This is a genomic window from Rhodococcus sp. KBW08 (genome assembly GCF_003852455.1).
In the GTDB taxonomy this organism is placed as follows: domain Bacteria; phylum Actinomycetota; class Actinomycetes; order Mycobacteriales; family Mycobacteriaceae; genus Rhodococcus_F; species Rhodococcus_F baikonurensis.
Window position 1 is genome coordinate 247988 of record NZ_QAJJ01000002.1, and the last position, 15440, is coordinate 263427.

The window sequence follows — 15440 nt, forward strand, 5'->3', positions numbered from 1 at the left end:
TCTTGGCCGGAGCCTTCTTTGCCGGAGCCTTCTTGGCTGCGGTCTTCTTGGCAGCAGCCTTCTTGGCTGCAGCCTTGGTGGCCGGTGCTGCTACGCCACGCTTGACTGCCGGGCCGGTGGCCGGAAGCTTCTGTCCACCAGCGATAACAGCCTTGAACTGCGCACCCGGACGGAAAGCCGGAACCGACGTCGGCTTGACCTTGACGGTCTCGCCCGTACGCGGGTTGCGTGCAACACGTGCTGCACGACGACGCTGCTCGAAGACTCCGAAGCCGGTGATGGTCACGCTCTCGCCACGGTGGACGGCGCGGACGATGGTGTCCACGACGTGCTCCACTGCGTCGGTCGCTGTGCGCCTGTCCGAACCCAGCTTTTCAGTCAGAACATCGATGAGCTCTGCCTTGTTCATTGAAATTCCTCCGCTAATTGTGGTCCACCGTCGGACCGACTGAGAACCACGGTAAACCTGATAACGGCAAGAGTCTATGTGCCACGCCAATTCTCATTCAACGTGACTGCGAAATGGTGACCTATTTCTCTTCCCGCGCGGAGTCGCGGATTTCGGTTCAGCCCTGCGAAATTCGGACTGGAAGGGTAGTCGGTTTCCATGAAGGCCTTGACTTTTCGAACTCGGAAATCGCTTCTACCTGCCGCAATGTCAGTCCGATGTCGTCGAGACCCTCCAGCAGACGCCACCGTGTGTAGTCGTCAATATTGAACGGCACCACCGTAGTTCCGGCGCTCACGGTCCGATTCTCGAGATCTACTGCCAATTCCAGTCCGGGCTGCTCTTCGAGCAACTTCCAGAGCAATTCGACGTCGCTCTGCTCGACCTGTGCCGCCACGAGACCGGCTTTTCCGGCGTTCCCGCGGAAGATGTCGGCGAACCGGGAAGCGATGACGACTCGAAATCCGAAGTCCGAGAGAGCCCACACGGCATGCTCACGCGAAGAGCCCGTGCCGAAATCGGGGCCGGCTACGAGGACACTTCCCTTGTCGTACGGAGCCAGATTGAGAATGAAGTTGGGGTCGGTACGCCAACCTGCAAACAGCCCGTCCTCGAATCCCGTGCGCGTCACCCGTTTCAGGTACACGGCGGGGATGATCTGATCGGTATCGACATTCGAGCGTCGCAGCGGGACGCCGATACCCTTGTGCGTGGTAAAGGATTCCATCGAAATTCTCCTAGAGAAGGTAAGTGGGTCAGACCAGATCGGCCGGTGCCGAGAGCGTTCCGCGGACCGCCGTGGCCGCCGCGACGAGCGGGGAAACCAGATGGGTCCGACCGCCTTTACCCTGTCGGCCTTCGAAATTCCGGTTGGACGTCGATGCCGAGCGCTCGCCGGGAGCAAGCTGGTCAGGGTTCATTCCCAAGCACATCGAACAACCGGCCTGACGCCATTCCGCCCCTGCCGCTGTGAAGATCTCACCGAGACCTTCACTTTCGGCTTGAGCACGCACCCGCATCGAACCGGGAACGATGAGCATCCGAACGCCCTCTGCCACATGGCGACCTTCGAGCACCTCGGCTACTGCGCGCAGATCTTCGATCCGTCCGTTGGTGCACGAACCGACGAACACGGTGTCGACAGCTACATCCCGAAGCGGCATGCCGGCGTCGAGACCCATGTAGGTGAGCGCCTTCTCAGCTGCCTGACGCTCGCTCTCGTCGACGATGAGTTCGGGATCGGGCACACGGTCACCGAGTGGCGCACCCTGTCCCGGATTGGTTCCCCAGGTGACGAAAGGCGTCAATGCGCTTGCGTCGATGTGGACCTCGTTGTCGAATTCCGCACCCTCGTCGGTCTTGAGCAGCTCCCACGCGGCGACGGCTTCGTCCCACTCTGCGCCCGACGGTGCATGCGGACGGCCCTTGATGAACTCGTATGTGGTCTCGTCCGGTGCGATCATGCCCGCACGGGCTCCGGCCTCGATCGACATGTTGCAGATGGTCATACGAGCTTCCATCGACAGTTTGCGAATGGCCTCACCGCGGTACTCCAGGACGTAGCCCTGGCCGCCGCCGGTGCCGATCTTGGCGATGACGGCGAGGATCAAGTCCTTACTCGTGACACCGGGAGGCAGCTCGCCGTCGACCGTGATCGCCATGGTCTTGAAGGGGCGCAACGACAATGTCTGCGTCGCCATCACGTGCTCGACCTCGCTCGTGCCGATTCCCATTGCGAGCGCACCGAATGCGCCGTGCGTCGACGTATGACTGTCACCGCACACCACGGTGGTTCCGGGCTGAGTCAGGCCGAGCTGCGGTCCGACCACATGCACGATGCCCTGATCGAGATCGCCCATGCGGTGCAAGCGAACTCCGAACTCCTCACAATTTCGGCGCAAGGTGTCGACCTGAGTCTTGGACACGGGATCGGCAATGGGCTTGTCGATGTCGATCGTCGGGACGTTGTGGTCCTCGGTGGCGATCGTCAGGTCAGGGCGGCGCAACTGGCGACCCGCCAAGCGAAGTCCGTCGAATGCCTGCGGGCTCGTCACTTCGTGAACGAGGTGGAGATCGATGTAGATGAGGTCGGGATCCTGCCCCTCCCCTTTCACGACAACGTGGTCGTCCCACACCTTCTCGGCGAGAGTGCGTGCTTTCTGTGCCATGTCTTCCACCTCTGTACGTAGCCTCGCGTCGGCGGACTACGGGCTGGCCCGCCGCGCGTGAAGTAGGTCCCCAGCCTCCGCAGCAGATTCAGACTGTCCCTTTCGGAACTTGCGCCACCTCCGAGGAAATGCGCTAGCTCATCCTGAAATGCGCTAGCCCACCAGGAAATGCGCTAGCCCACCAGGAAATGCGCTATCATCCCACTATGCGAGAAACTGGTATCGACCTATGAGACAGCATAGCGGCATCGGCGTCCTGGACAAAGCAATGGGCGTGCTTCATGCAGTGGCTGAGGAACCGTGCAGCCTCACCGAACTCTGTGCACGAACCGGTTTGCCGCGCGCGACCGCCCACAGACTCGCCGTCGGTCTCGAAGTCCATCGACTCCTCACTCGCGATTCGGACGGTCAGTGGTGCCCAGGGCCCGGGCTCGCCGAACTCGCTGCCACCGCTAATGATCCACTCATTGCAGCGGCCGGACTCATCCTCCCCCGCCTTCGCGAAATCACCGGCGAAAGCGTCCAGCTGTACCGCCGGGAAGGCACCCAACGCATCTGCGTCGCGTCGATGGAACCGCCGACCGGCCTGCGTGACACGGTGCTCGTCGGAGCCCGACTGCCGATGAATGCCGGTTCCGGCGCCAAGGTCCTTCTCGCATGGGCAGATCCACAAACCCAACGGACCGTCCTCGCTGATGCGTCGTTCGGCGAACGAGTGCTCCTCGAGGTTCGCCGGCGCGGCTGGGCTCAGAGCGCGGCCGAACGTGAGCCCGGTGTCGCCAGCGTCGCGGCTCCTGTCCGAGACTCGGCAGGCGCTGTCATTGCCGCGATTTCGGTCTCCGGCCCCATCGATCGGATGGGTCGACGACCGGGAGCCCGCTGGGCGGCCGACCTTCTCGCAGCTGCCGAAGCGCTCCACAAGCGTCTGTAATTCGTGACACAGTAAGGTCTTCAGATCCTCGAGCACGTAGGAGTACGACGCGACCATGGCAGGAAAACAGCGTAGTCAGATCACAATGACCGAGGCCGAAATTTCGAGCTTCGTCGAAAAGAGCCGTACGGCAACGATGGCGACGTTGAGCGCCGACGGAATGCCTCACCTGATCGCGATGTGGTTCGCAATAGTCGACGGCGAAATCTGGTTCGAGACCAAAGCCAAGTCACAGAAGGCGGTCAATCTTCGCCGGGACTCCCGTATGTCCGTCCTGATCGAAGACGGTCTGACGTACGACACACTCCGAGGCGTATCGATGGAGGGCACCGGAATGATCGTCGAGGATCCCGAAGCCCTCTTCGCCGTGGGAGTCAGCGTCTGGGAGCGATACACCGGCCCGTACACCGAGGATCTCCGCCCGGCCGTAGACGCAATGCTCCACAAACGCGTCGCGGTGCGGTTCGTTCCCGATCGAACTCGTTCGTGGGATCACCGCAAGCTCGGGATGCCCGCGATCCCACTTTCCGGTTCTACTGCACCACCGTCGTAGAGCCCGAGATTCGTGAAGCGAAAATTCACGAGCATTCGAATTCGGGCCGGCGTAGTTTCACCAACAGGCCCAACAACAAGGAGTGAGCATATGAGCGATCTCGACAGCAATACCCCGTCCGAATCCGAATCCCAATCGGAGGAGACCAAACGAAAGTTCCGTGAGGCCCTCGAACGGAAGAATCATCAGAACGCCAAATCGACTGACCATCGCGACGGACAGTCCAAGGTCCACAACACGCATGGCCCGGCCGATCACAAGCGAGAGTTCCGCCGTAAGAGCGGATAGCCGATCGAGGACAACAGAGTGAGATGACGATCACCCCCAGTCGAATTCGACTGGGGGTGATCGTTTTTCGCATGGCAGGTAAACATTTCCACACAAACGAAAAGACCCTCCGATCAATGATCGGAGGGTCTTTCCTTTGTAGCCCCGACGGGATTCGAACCCGCGCTACCGCCTTGAGAGGGCGGCGTCCTAGGCCGCTAGACGACGGGGCCAGGACACGCTTTTAAACGTGGTATTCAGTCTTGCTCTTGGATGCTCAGCAAGCTTAGCTTGTCTGAGTCCGGCCACAAAATCGACCGGATTTCCGCTGGGGTACCAGGACTCGAACCTAGAATGGCGGTACCAGAAACCGCTGTGTTGCCAATTACACCATACCCCAAGGTCTTGCTCACCAGCCTTGCCCGATCCGCTTCGCTGTTGTGCTCGGCGGCTCGTCTCCGGCCGAAAAGAAGATTACCAGTACCCCTGCCCCAAATACCAAATCGTATGGTCACAGGAGGTTTTTGCTTCATTTTCGGCCGGAGGACCGTCCGATCTAGGCGGTTACCGCTGCCCTACCCGCGCGCAACCGAGCAAGCGAGACCTCACGACCGAGCAATTCCATCGACTCGTACAGCGGAGGGCTGATGTGAGAGCCCGTGATCGCGACTCGAACCGGAGCGAAGGCCTTACGCGGTTTGAGCTCCAGATCCTCGATGAGGGCCTTCTTGAGTGCTTCCTCGATACTGGCCGCCGTCCACTCCGAAGTGGCATCGAGCGCCGCAAGAGACGCGTCCAGAACCGGACCGGCATCTTCCTTCAGGTTCTTTGCCGCCGCGGCCGGATCGAGAGCAAACGACCCTTCGTCGACGAACAGGAATTTCAGCAGATCCCACGCGTCGGACAGGACGACGATGCGCGTCTGCACGAGGTCCGCCGCAACAGTGAACGTCGCTTCGTCGACGTCGGCGCCGATATGGCCGTGTTCCACCAGGAACGACTTCAGGCGGCCCGCGAAGTCGGCCGGCTCGAGCAGGCGAATGTGCTCGGCATTGATCGCGTCGGCCTTCTTCTGGTCGAAGCGCGCGGGGTTGGAGTTGACCTTGGAGACGTCGAAGGCCGCAACCATCTCGTCGAGTGAGAAGACGTCGTGATCGTCAGCGATGCTCCACCCGAGCAGAGCCAGGTAGTTCAGCAATCCCTCGGGGATGAAGCCGCGATCGCGGTGGATGAAGAGGTTGGACTCGGGATCGCGCTTGGACAGCTTCTTGTTGCCCTGACCCATCACGAAAGGCAAGTGCCCGAACGACGGTGTGAAATCGGCAACACCGATGCGGATCAATGCCTCGTACAACGCGAGCTGACGCGGAGTCGAGGACAACAGATCTTCGCCGCGCAGTACATGGGTGATCTTCATCAACGCGTCGTCGACCGGGTTGACCAACGTGTACAGCGGAATACCGTTACCGCGAGTCAGCGCGAAGTCCGGAACGGTGCCGGCCTTGAACGTGGTCTCGCCGCGCACCAAGTCGTTCCAGGTCAGATCGTGATCGGGCATGCGGAGTCGGACGACGGGCTTGCGTCCCTCGGCGACGTACGCAGCGCGCTGCTCGTCGCTCAGGTCGCGATCGAAGTTGTCGTATCCGAGCTTCGGGTCGCGGCCGGCAGCCTTGTGCCGCGCTTCGACTTCCTCGTTTGTCGAGAAGGACTCGTATGCCTCACCCGCGGCCAGCAACTTGGCCACGACGTCGAGATGCAGGTCACGACGCTCGGACTGGCGATACGGCGCGTGCGGTCCACCGACCTCCGGGCCCTCGTCCCAGTTGAGCCCCAACCAGCGGAGGGCGTCGAGGATGGCCTGGTAGGACTCTTCACTGTCGCGCTGCGCATCGGTGTCTTCGATACGGAACACGAATGTGCCGCCGTGGTGTCGTGCGAACGCCCAGTTGAACAAGGCTGTGCGCACCAAACCTACGTGCGGGGTTCCGGTGGGTGACGGGCAGAAACGGACGCGTACTTCGCTGTTGGTCATGGCTCACTTGGCTCGGCGATGATGGATGGTCGTACTACAGGTTAGTCCGGTAGCGCTTCCTCCACGCCCCGATCACCTACCCGGTAGGACGTTGATTCGCGTCATGTCACCGTCGTAGTAGGCAAGTAGGCGCTTGTCCATCACCTTTCGCCACAGCGGCGGCACCCAGGCGCACACGATCATGACCGCGTAACCCGCTGGAAGTTGCGGAGCTTCGGCCGCACTTCGCAGGCTCTGGTACCGCAGACGCGGATTCGCGTGATGGTCGCTGTGACGCTGAAGTTGATAGAGGAAAAGGTTGCTGACGACGTGGTCGCTGTTCCAACTGTCCTCAGGAGAGCAGCGAACGTACGAGCCGTCAGGCCTCTTGGCACGAAGCAATCCGTAATGCTCGAGATAGTTCGCGGTCTCGAGGAATGTGAAACCGGCAATAGCCTGAACGGCCAACCACGGTGCGATTTCCCACCCGAACACTGCGATCAAACTGCCGAACAACACGACACTCATCGCCCACGCGTTCAGGATGTTGTTACGGTAACTCCAGGTCCGCCTCCCTTGACGCTTCAGACGAGCGCTTTCGATCCGCCATCCCGAGCGCAGGCCGCCGATGACACTGCGCGGCAAGAAGAACCAGAAATTCTCCTTGTATCGCGAACTGGCAGGATCCTCCGGCGTCGCAACACGGACGTGGTGACCATGGTTGTGCTCGACGTAGAAATGGCCGTAGAAGGACTGCGCCAGCGCTACTTTCGCGAGCCACTTCTCGAGCTTTTCGCTCTTGTGCCCCAATTCATGTGCCGCGTTGATCCCCACACCGGCAACCACGCCGGCGGTCATCGCGAGCGCGAACTTCTCCCCCGCCGCCATCGGCGCGTTCACCCAGCACCAGGCGACGAACACGAGACCGACGTATTGGAGGGGCAGGAACAGATACGTGCACCAGCGGTAGAAACGATCCTCCTGCAGATGCGGAATCGCTTCGTCCGGCGGGCTGTTCCCGTCTTCGCCGGCCAGGAGATCGATGAGGGGAATGACGATCACGATGAGCCAGGCCCCGATGGCCCAGAAGAGCCCAAGGCTGAATTTGTCGACCAGGAACCACGCAGCGAACGGACTGAGAGGAACCAGCAAACCCAACGGCCACAGGTAGCGCTTCTTGTCTCGCCACACGGGCCGCTGCCCGTTTCGTGCTTCCCCTGTCGCTGACCGGGAGGCTTCCGCGAAGGTCGTCATGTATCACCACGTTTCTGCGCAATCCACTCGATTGCCCCATCGGCTTCTATCCAGTTATCGGTTACCCTACTGCTCAGCGTTACATTTCAGGGAATTTGGTCTGTTACGGGCCGTGGCAGCAAACCGAGGGGCGAACCCTCCCAACCTGATCAATTCAGACATAACGCCAGGAGGATCAGTGGCGAAGCTTCGCCTGGCTCACAAAACTCGCAGGTCAGTCCCAGGGCCTGATCACTTCGATCCGAAAGGTAATCCCCATCAATCCCCCGGCGATAGTTACTATCTTGCAACTTTTCTTCGACAGACACCTCTCGACTCACCCCACGACGGAGGCCCCATCCAGTTGGGATGGGGCCTCCGTAGTCACATGACTGAAAGAACCGGGTCAGATCACTTCTTGGCGGTCACCGGGTTGGTGAGCGTGCCGATCCCCGAGACCGTGACCGACACCGAATCACCGTCGACGATCGGGCCCACTCCGGCGGGGGTGCCGGTCAGGATGACGTCGCCGGGCAGGAGGGTCATCACCGCCGAGATCCACTCGATGATCTTCGGAATGTCGTGAAGTAGGAATGCGGTGCTGCTGTCCTGCTTGACCTGACCGTTCACCTCGGTCTTGATGTCGACGTCGGACGCATCCAGGCTGGTCTCGATCCACGGACCGAGTGGGCAGAAGGTGTCGTGCCCCTTCGCGCGCGTCCACTGCCCGTCGTGACGCTGATGATCTCGTGCCGACACGTCGTTGGCGATCGTGTAGCCGAGAACCACGCTCAACGCCTTTGCCGCCGGAACGTCCTTGCACGGTTGACCGATGACTACCGCGAGTTCACCCTCGAAGTGCACCTCGTTGGAGGTGGGAGGCAAGACGATCGGGGCACCCGGGCCGACGATGGACGTATTGGGCTTGAGGAAGATCACGGGATCCGCGGGGGCTTCGCCGCCCATCTCCGCGATGTGATCTGCATAATTCTTGCCGATGCAGATCACCTTGCTGGCGAGAATCGGAGCCAGCAGACGAACATCGGCGAGCGGCCAACTTCGGCCGGTAAATGTGGGGTTCCCGAACGGGTGCTCCGCAATTTCCTTGGCGACGAGGGCATCCTCTTCACCTTCGATACTGACGAACGCAACACCATCGGGACTGGCAATTCGACCAAGACGCATGCCGGCCAGTCTATCGGGGTGTCGGAAACGACTGACGCGCGCAAGCCGAAAGGCTTACGCGCGTCAGTCTCGTGAAAGAAATCCTTACAGCGCTGCGGTGATCCGGTCGCCGATCTCCGTCGTGGAGATGGGGCCTTCGCCGCGGGTAGCCAGGTCAGCAGCGACCACAGCCTCCACCCGAGCGGCGTCGTCCTCGCGCCCGAGATGGCGAAGAAGCAGTGCGGCCGAGAGGATCGCGGCGGTGGGATCTGCGATTCCCTTGCCGGCGATGTCCGGGGCACTACCGTGAACGGGCTCGAACATCGAGGGGTTGGCCCCCGACGCGTCGATGTTTCCGCTTGCGGCCAAACCGATTCCACCGGTCACCGCGCCGGCGAGGTCGGTGATGATGTCACCGAAAAGGTTGTCCGTGACGATGACGTCGAAGCGCGACGGGTCGGTGACCATGTAGATGGTGGCAGCATCGATGTGGCAGTACGCGGTTTCGACGTCCGGGTACTCGGCTCCGACGGTCTCGATCGCACGCGTCCAGATCGCGCCCGCGTTGGAAAGCACGTTGGTCTTGTGGATCAGTGTGAGGTGCTTGGAACGTGTCTGCGCCAACGCAAATGCATAACGAACAACACGCTCGGCTCCGAACCAGGTGTTGATCGACACCTCGGTCGCGATCTCGTGATCGGTGCCGACGCGGATGGCGCCACCGTTACCGGTGTACGGGCCTTCGGTGCCTTCACGAACCACGACGAAGTCGATCTCAGGCTGGGCCGCCAACGGCGACAGCGCACCCGGATACAGCTGAGCGGGGCGAAGATTCACGTGATGATCGAGCTGGAAACGCATGTTCAGCAGCAGACCACGCTCGAGGATGCCAGGCGCGACGATCCGCGGGTCACCGATGGCGCCCAACAGGATTGCGTCGTGTTGACGGATCTGGTCCAGCTCGTCCGCCGGGAGCAATTCGCCGGTGGCGTTGTAGCGACGGGCACCGAGATCGTATTCGGTGGTTTCCAGATCCGGAACCAACTTGCCGAGCACCTTGAGTGCTTCGGCTGTGACCTCGACACCGATTCCGTCGCCCGGAATGACCGCAAGCTTCATGGAGTCCTCATCTCAGTAGAACTGTGCGCCTTTATTAACCGCGGGCGGTTAATAAAGGCGCACAGCAAAAACAATCAGGAAAGGTCGACCTGGGCGACGCGAGCGTCGAGCTGCGAGACGATTGCCTCGACCTCGGTGTCACCGACGACGCGGTCGACACGCAGGATGACCGTTGCGCCTTCGCCTTCGGCGTCCTGGCTCAGTGCTGCAGCCAGGATGTCGACGCCAGCGTTACCGAGAACGGTACCGAGCACACCGAGAACGCCCGGGCGATCGCTGTAGTGGACGACGATGTTGTGACCCTCGGCGCGCAGGTCGAAGCTGCGTCCGTTGATGTTGACGATCTTCTCGACCTGCTGCAGGCCGGTGAGTGCGCCCGTGACCGACGTGACCGTGCCGTCAGCCGCAACTGCACGAACCTCGACCGCGCTGCGATGAGCCAGTGCCTCGGAGTGCTTCTCGACCGACACGGTCACGCCACGCTGCTCGGCAAGTGCCGGAGCGTTGACGAACGTGACGGCCTCGTCGCTGCTGGCGGAGAACACGCCGCGCAGTGCAGCCAGGCCGAGGATGTCGACGGTTTCGGCCGACAGCTCGCCGGTGGCGACAACCTGCACGGTCTGGACAGCTTCAGGCGACAGCGTTGCAGCGAGGAGACCGAGCTTGCGGACCAGCTCGAGCCACGGAGCAACTTCTTCGCCGACGGGTCCGCCGGAGACGTTGACAGCCTCGGGAACGAATTCGCCTGCCAGAGCGAGGAGAACGCTCTTGGCCACGTCGATGCCTGCGCGGTCCTGAGCCTCCGATGTCGATGCGCCGAGGTGCGGGGTGACAACGACGTTGTCGAGCTCGAAGAGCTTGGAATCGGTGCACGGCTCGGTGCTGAACACGTCGAGGCCGGCGCCGCGAACCTTGCCGGAGACCAGTGCGTCGTAAAGCGCATCTTCGTCGATCAGACCACCGCGGGCGGCGTTGACGATGATGACGCCGTCCTTGGCCTTGGCCAGACGCTCGGCGTTGATCAGGCCGGCCGTTTCCTTGGTCTTGGGCAGGTGCACGGAGATGAAGTCGGCGCGCTCGACGAGCTCGTCGATGGTGACCAGTTCGATGCCGAGCTGCGCTGCGCGCGCTGCGGGCAGGTAGGGGTCGTACGCGATGATGGTGGTCTCGAACGCGGCGAGACGCTGCGCGAAGAGCTGGCCGATACGGCCGAGTCCGACGACACCGACGGTCTTACCGAGGATCTCGACACCGTTGAACTTGCTTCGCTTCCAGGTGTTCTCACGCAGGGTCTTGTCTGCTGCGGGAATCTGGCGAGCGGTCGACATGAGGAGCGCGACAGCGTGCTCGGCAGCGGAGTGAATGTTGGAGGTCGGTGCATTGACGACCATCACGCCGCGCTCGGTGGCTGCGGGGATCTCGACGTTGTCCAGGCCGACACCGGCGCGGCCGATGATCTTCAGCTTGGTGCCGGCGGCCAGAACCTCGGCGTCGACGGTGGTAGCGGAACGAACGAGAATCGCGTCGGCCTCGGGTACCGCGGCGAGCAGCGCCGGGCGGTCAGGTCCGTCGACCCAACGCACCTCCACACCGTCACCGAGCGCCTCGACTGTGGACGGCGCGAGCTTGTCGGCGATCAGAACAACGGGACGGCCAGGCTGGCTCACGTGCAAACTCCCTGATTAGGTGGGTGTGAAGGTGGTTTAACCACCGATAGTTTAGTGCGCGCTGACTTCGAATCCACAACGCGGTAGGCAATACCACATAGTGGACACTTTCGCGGGCAAATTCTCGATGGAATATGAATCCGGGCTCAACCGGCCCGGAAAACGACTCCGGCCCAATGCCGCGCTGGTTCAACGTAATTGAACCGGCGCGACATCAGGCCAGTGGAGACGTGGAGCGTGAAACGACGAATTACGCGGTTTCGGTGATCGGACGATCGACCCAGCTCATCAGGTCGCGCAGCTTCTTGCCGGTGACCTCGATGGGGTGCTCGGCGTTGGCCTTGCGCAGGCCCTCGAGCTCGGTGTTGCCGTTCTCGACGTTGGCAACCAGACGACGGGTGAACTCGCCGGACTGGATGTCGGCCAGGATCGCCTTCATGCGCTCCTTGGTGTCGGCGTCGATGACGCGCGGGCCGGAGAGGTATCCACCGAACTCAGCGGTGTCGGACACCGAGTAGTTCATGCGGGCGATGCCACCCTCGTACATGAGGTCGACGATGAGCTTGAGCTCGTGCAGAACCTCGAAGTACGCCATCTCGGGTGCGTAGCCGGCCTCGACCATGACCTCGAAACCGGTCTTGACCAGTTCCTCGGTGCCGCCGCACAGCACAGCCTGCTCGCCGAAGAGGTCCGTCTCGGTCTCTTCCTTGAACGTGGTCTTGATGACGCCTGCGCGGGTTCCGCCGATGCCCTTGGCGTAGGACAGAGCGAGAGCCTGGCCTTCACCCTTGGGATCCTGGTCGATGGCGATGAGCGCGGGAACGCCCTTGCCGTCGACGAACTGACGACGCACCAGGTGGCCGGGTCCCTTGGGGGCGACCATACCGACGGTGACGAACTCCGGAGCCTTGATCAGGTCGAAGTGAATGTTCAGGCCGTGACCGAAGAACAGCGCGTCGCCGTCCTTGAGGTTCGGCTCGATGTCGTTTGTGAAAATGCTCGCCTGAGCGGTGTCAGGTGCGAGCACCATGATGACGTCGGCCCACTCGGAAACCTCGGCCGGCGTACCGACCGTCAGTCCCTGCTCCTGTGCCTTTTCGCGGGACTTGGAGCCCTCCTTGAGGCCGATGCGCACATCGACGCCCGAGTCGCGCAGGCTCAGCGAATGGGCGTGGCCCTGGCTTCCGTAGCCGATCACAGCAACCTTGCGGCCCTGAATGATCGACAGATCGGCATCGTCGTCGTAGAACATCTCGACTGCCACAGTTCTCAACCTCTCCTTGGATTTTTACGTGTCTAAAAGTACTAGCGGGTGGCCGTGATCGACTTCGGCCCTCGACCGACTGCCACGACCCCGGACTGAACGATCTCCCGGATACCGTACGGATCAAGCATCCGCAGCAGGGCATCCAGCTTGGACCGAGTACCGGTCGCCTCGATGGTGACGGACTCCGGGGAGACGTCGATCACCTTGGCGCGGAACAGGTTCACCGTTTCGATGACCTGCGTGCGCACGCTTGCATCTGCGCGCACCTTGATGAGCACGAGCTCGCGAGCGACGGATGCTTCACCGTCCTGCTCGACGATCTTGATGACGTTGATCAGCTTGTTGAGCTGCTTCGTCACCTGCTCGAGAGGGAACTCGTCGACCGTGACGACGATGGTCATTCGTGAGATCTCGGGGATCTCGGTTCCGCCCACCGCGAGGGATTCGATGTTGAATCCGCGGCGGGAGAAAAGTGCGGAGACGCGAGCCAGCACGCCTGGCTTGTCCTCGACGAGAACACTGAGGGTGTGACTGGTGCTCACTTCTGATCCTCCCCTGTGCCCGCGGCGGGTCCGGCTTGCTCGCGTGACATGGCTTCGTGGATGACGGCGGGCTCGGCAACTGCCTCGTCGTCGTCGAACAGCGGCCGGATGCCCCGGGCCGCCATGATTTCGTCGTTGCTCGTTCCGGCAGCGACCATCGGCCACACCTGTGCGTCGGCGGTGACGATGAAGTCGATCACGACAGGCTTGTCGTTGATGGACTGCGCCTCACGGATCGCAGCTTCGACATCTTCTTCACGCTCGACACGAATTCCGTGGCAGCCCAATGCTTCTGCGAGCTTCACGAAGTCGGGGATGCGGATGGCGCCGTGCGTTCCGAGGTTGGTGTTGGAGTAGCGCTCTTCGTAGAAGAGTGTCTGCCACTGACGCACCATGCCGAGGTTGCCGTTGTTGATGAGGGCAACCTTGATCGGGATACCTTCGAGTGCGCAGGTTGCGAGTTCCTGATTGGTCATCTGGAAGCAGCCGTCGCCGTCGATCGCCCACACCTCGGTGTCGGGCATGCCCATCTTGGCGCCCATGGCTGCGGGAACCGCGTACCCCATGGTGCCCAGTCCGCCCGAGTTGAGCCACGTGCGCGGCTTCTCGTAACCGACGAACTGCGCGGCCCACATCTGGTGCTGACCGACGCCGGCGCAGTAGATGGCATCCGGTCCGGCGAGCTTGCCGACGGTCTGGATGACGTACTCCGGGCTCAGCTGACCGTCGGTGGGGCGGTCGTAGCTCAGCGGGTACGTACGACGGATGTCGTTCAGGTACGCCCACCACTCGGTGAGGTCGAACGTGGTGCCCGTGGCCATGTCGGCACGGATCGCCTCGATGAGTTCGGTGATGACCTCTTTGCAGTCGCCCACGATCGGGACGTCGGCGTAGCGGTTCTTGCCGATCTCGGCCGGGTCGATGTCGGCATGGATGACCTTGGCGTCGGGCGCGAAGGAATTCAGCTGACCGGTGACGCGGTCGTCGAAACGCGCGCCGAGGGTGATCAGTAGATCGCTACGCTGCAGAGCGGCGACTGCGGCGACGGTGCCGTGCATTCCGGGCATACCGCAGTTGAGGTCGTGACTGTCCGGGAACGCGCCGCGGGCCATCAGCGTGGTTACGACGGGGATACCGGTCAGCTCGGCCAATTCGAGCAACTCCGGCGAGGAGTCGGACTTGATGACGCCGCCACCGACGTACAGCACCGGCGACTTGGCGTCGGCGATCAGACGCGCAGCTTCGCGAACCTGCTTGCCGTGCGGCTTGGTGACCGGGCGGTAGCCCGGCAGACGCATCTCCGGCGGCCACGAGAACGTGGTCTGCGACTGCAGGATGTCCTTGGGGATATCGACCAGGACGGCGCCGGGGCGACCACTGGCCGCGAGGTAGAAGGCCTCGGCCATGATGCGCGGGATGTCGATCGCGTCGGTGATCAGGAAGTTGTGCTTGGTGACCGGCATCGTGATGCCTGAGATGTCGGCTTCCTGGAAGCCGTCGGTACCGATCAGCGAGCGCGCCACCTGTCCGGTGATCGCGACGATCGGAACGGAGTCCATCTGCGCGTCGGCCAGTGGCGTGACCAGATTGGTCGCACCGGGACCCGAGGTAGCCATGCACACGCCGACCTTGCCGGTCGCCTGGGCGTAGCCGGTGGCAGCGTGGCCTGCACCCTGCTCGTGGCGCACGAGCACGTGGCGAACCTTGACCGAATCGAAGAGTGGGTCGTAGACCGGGAGCACGGCACCGCCGGGAATGCCGAATACCGTGTCGACCTCGAGCTCTTCGAGGGCGCGAACCACAGACTGGGCGCCGGTTACCCGCTCAGGCGGGAGCTGGCGACGGTTGGCCGTCTGGGTTGCGGCAGCCGCGGTTGTCGGGCTCGGTGTCCCTGACTTGCGCGGCGTGGGTTGAGGCCGTGCTGTTGGTGCGCTCACTGGGAAATCCTCTGATTCTGGCTCCGGGCAACAAAAAACCCCCGTCAGCATCTGCTGAGCGAGGGTGGCGCGTCGTTATCTGGTGAGTTGAAAAATCGACTCAGGCGACGACGCGCCGGCCGATTACGAGCAA

General features: G+C 62.2%; 14 protein-coding genes and 2 tRNA genes. 3 read left to right on the forward strand and 13 right to left on the reverse strand.

The window, feature by feature from the left end:
• The 3 genes from DBV08_RS01500 to leuC form a co-directional block, all read right to left on the reverse strand.
• On the reverse strand, positions 1-409 hold a 409-nt coding region (locus DBV08_RS01500; protein ID WP_148090780.1), incomplete at its 3' end, for an HU family DNA-binding protein.
• A gap of 157 nt (positions 410-566) precedes the next feature.
• Positions 567-1175: a 3-isopropylmalate dehydratase small subunit gene (gene leuD, locus DBV08_RS01505; RefSeq protein WP_124566325.1), complete on the reverse strand. Its 609-nt coding sequence runs from the start codon at positions 1173-1175 to the stop codon at positions 567-569.
• 28 nt (positions 1176-1203) lie between these two features.
• Positions 1204-2625: a 3-isopropylmalate dehydratase large subunit gene (gene leuC / locus DBV08_RS01510; protein WP_124566326.1), complete on the reverse strand. Its 1422-nt coding sequence runs from the start codon at positions 2623-2625 to the stop codon at positions 1204-1206.
• Positions 2626-2845: 220 nt separating this feature from the next.
• On the opposite strand from leuC, the gene DBV08_RS01515 reads away from it, so the two are divergent.
• The 3 genes from DBV08_RS01515 to DBV08_RS01525 all read left to right on the forward strand — a co-directional run bounded on the left by DBV08_RS01515 (position 2846) and on the right by DBV08_RS01525 (position 4388).
• Positions 2846-3547: an IclR family transcriptional regulator gene (locus tag DBV08_RS01515; RefSeq protein WP_007729342.1), complete on the forward strand. Its 702-nt coding sequence runs from the start codon at positions 2846-2848 to the stop codon at positions 3545-3547.
• Positions 3548-3602: 55 nt separating this feature from the next.
• Positions 3603-4100, forward strand: a complete 498-nt coding sequence (locus tag DBV08_RS01520; protein ID WP_124566327.1) for a pyridoxamine 5'-phosphate oxidase family protein — start codon at positions 3603-3605, stop codon at positions 4098-4100.
• 90 nt (positions 4101-4190) lie between these two features.
• The gene (locus tag DBV08_RS01525) at positions 4191-4388 is read left to right on the forward strand and encodes a DUF5302 domain-containing protein (RefSeq protein WP_095969209.1); all 198 of its coding nucleotides are present in this window, start codon (positions 4191-4193) and stop codon (positions 4386-4388) included.
• A 139-nt stretch (positions 4389-4527) separates the two neighbouring features.
• Here the strand turns inward: DBV08_RS01525 and DBV08_RS01530 are convergent.
• From DBV08_RS01530 to DBV08_RS01575, 10 genes are all read right to left on the reverse strand, one after another.
• A tRNA-Glu gene (locus DBV08_RS01530) sits at positions 4528-4600 on the reverse strand.
• Between the two features lie 95 nt (positions 4601-4695).
• Positions 4696-4767 (reverse strand) — tRNA-Gln (locus tag DBV08_RS01535).
• Between the two features lie 156 nt (positions 4768-4923).
• Positions 4924-6399 (reverse strand): glutamate--tRNA ligase, encoded by a 1476-nt coding sequence (gene gltX / locus DBV08_RS01540; protein ID WP_095969208.1) that lies wholly within the window; start codon positions 6397-6399, stop codon positions 4924-4926.
• A gap of 72 nt (positions 6400-6471) precedes the next feature.
• Positions 6472-7632, reverse strand: a complete 1161-nt coding sequence (locus tag DBV08_RS01545) for an alkane 1-monooxygenase (protein WP_095969207.1) — start codon at positions 7630-7632, stop codon at positions 6472-6474.
• 390 nt (positions 7633-8022) lie between these two features.
• A complete protein-coding gene (locus tag DBV08_RS01550; RefSeq protein ID WP_095969206.1) occupies positions 8023-8796 on the reverse strand; it encodes a fumarylacetoacetate hydrolase family protein in 774 nt (257 codons plus the stop codon).
• An 84-nt stretch (positions 8797-8880) separates the two neighbouring features.
• The gene (locus tag DBV08_RS01555) at positions 8881-9894 is read right to left on the reverse strand and encodes a 3-isopropylmalate dehydrogenase (RefSeq protein WP_095969205.1); all 1014 of its coding nucleotides are present in this window, start codon (positions 9892-9894) and stop codon (positions 8881-8883) included.
• A gap of 74 nt (positions 9895-9968) precedes the next feature.
• Complete coding sequence (gene serA / locus DBV08_RS01560) at positions 9969-11561, reverse strand: phosphoglycerate dehydrogenase (RefSeq protein WP_124566328.1); 1593 nt, start codon at positions 11559-11561, stop codon at positions 9969-9971.
• Positions 11562-11811: 250 nt separating this feature from the next.
• Entirely contained in the window at positions 11812-12813 is a 1002-nt protein-coding gene (gene ilvC / locus DBV08_RS01565) for a ketol-acid reductoisomerase (RefSeq protein ID WP_172436500.1), read from the reverse strand.
• A gap of 53 nt (positions 12814-12866) precedes the next feature.
• Positions 12867-13370, reverse strand: a complete 504-nt coding sequence (ilvN, locus tag DBV08_RS01570) for an acetolactate synthase small subunit (RefSeq protein WP_003944718.1) — start codon at positions 13368-13370, stop codon at positions 12867-12869.
• On the reverse strand, positions 13367-15307 hold the full coding sequence (locus DBV08_RS01575) for an acetolactate synthase large subunit (protein WP_030535411.1): 1941 nt from the start codon (positions 15305-15307) through the stop codon (positions 13367-13369). Before DBV08_RS01575 ends, ilvN begins: the two co-directional genes overlap by 4 nt.
• Positions 15308-15440: the final 133 nt, after the last annotated feature.

Excerpts from the sequence above, each read along its gene's own strand:
- leuD (WP_124566325.1), bottom strand. The coding sequence starts at position 1,175 with ATGGAATCCTTTACCACGCACAAGGGTATCGGCGTCCCGCTGCGACGC.
- DBV08_RS01515 (WP_007729342.1), top strand. The coding sequence starts at position 2,846 with ATGAGACAGCATAGCGGCATCGGCGTCCTGGACAAAGCAATGGGCGTG.
- DBV08_RS01520 (WP_124566327.1), top strand. The coding sequence starts at position 3,603 with ATGGCAGGAAAACAGCGTAGTCAGATCACAATGACCGAGGCCGAAATT.
- DBV08_RS01525 (WP_095969209.1), top strand. The coding sequence starts at position 4,191 with ATGAGCGATCTCGACAGCAATACCCCGTCCGAATCCGAATCCCAATCG.
- gltX (WP_095969208.1), bottom strand. The coding sequence starts at position 6,399 with ATGACCAACAGCGAAGTACGCGTCCGTTTCTGCCCGTCACCCACCGGA.
- DBV08_RS01545 (WP_095969207.1), bottom strand. The coding sequence starts at position 7,632 with ATGACGACCTTCGCGGAAGCCTCCCGGTCAGCGACAGGGGAAGCACGA.
- DBV08_RS01550 (WP_095969206.1), bottom strand. The coding sequence starts at position 8,796 with ATGCGTCTTGGTCGAATTGCCAGTCCCGATGGTGTTGCGTTCGTCAGT.
- DBV08_RS01555 (WP_095969205.1), bottom strand. The coding sequence starts at position 9,894 with ATGAAGCTTGCGGTCATTCCGGGCGACGGAATCGGTGTCGAGGTCACA.
- ilvC (WP_172436500.1), bottom strand. The coding sequence starts at position 12,813 with ATGTTCTACGACGACGATGCCGATCTGTCGATCATTCAGGGCCGCAAG.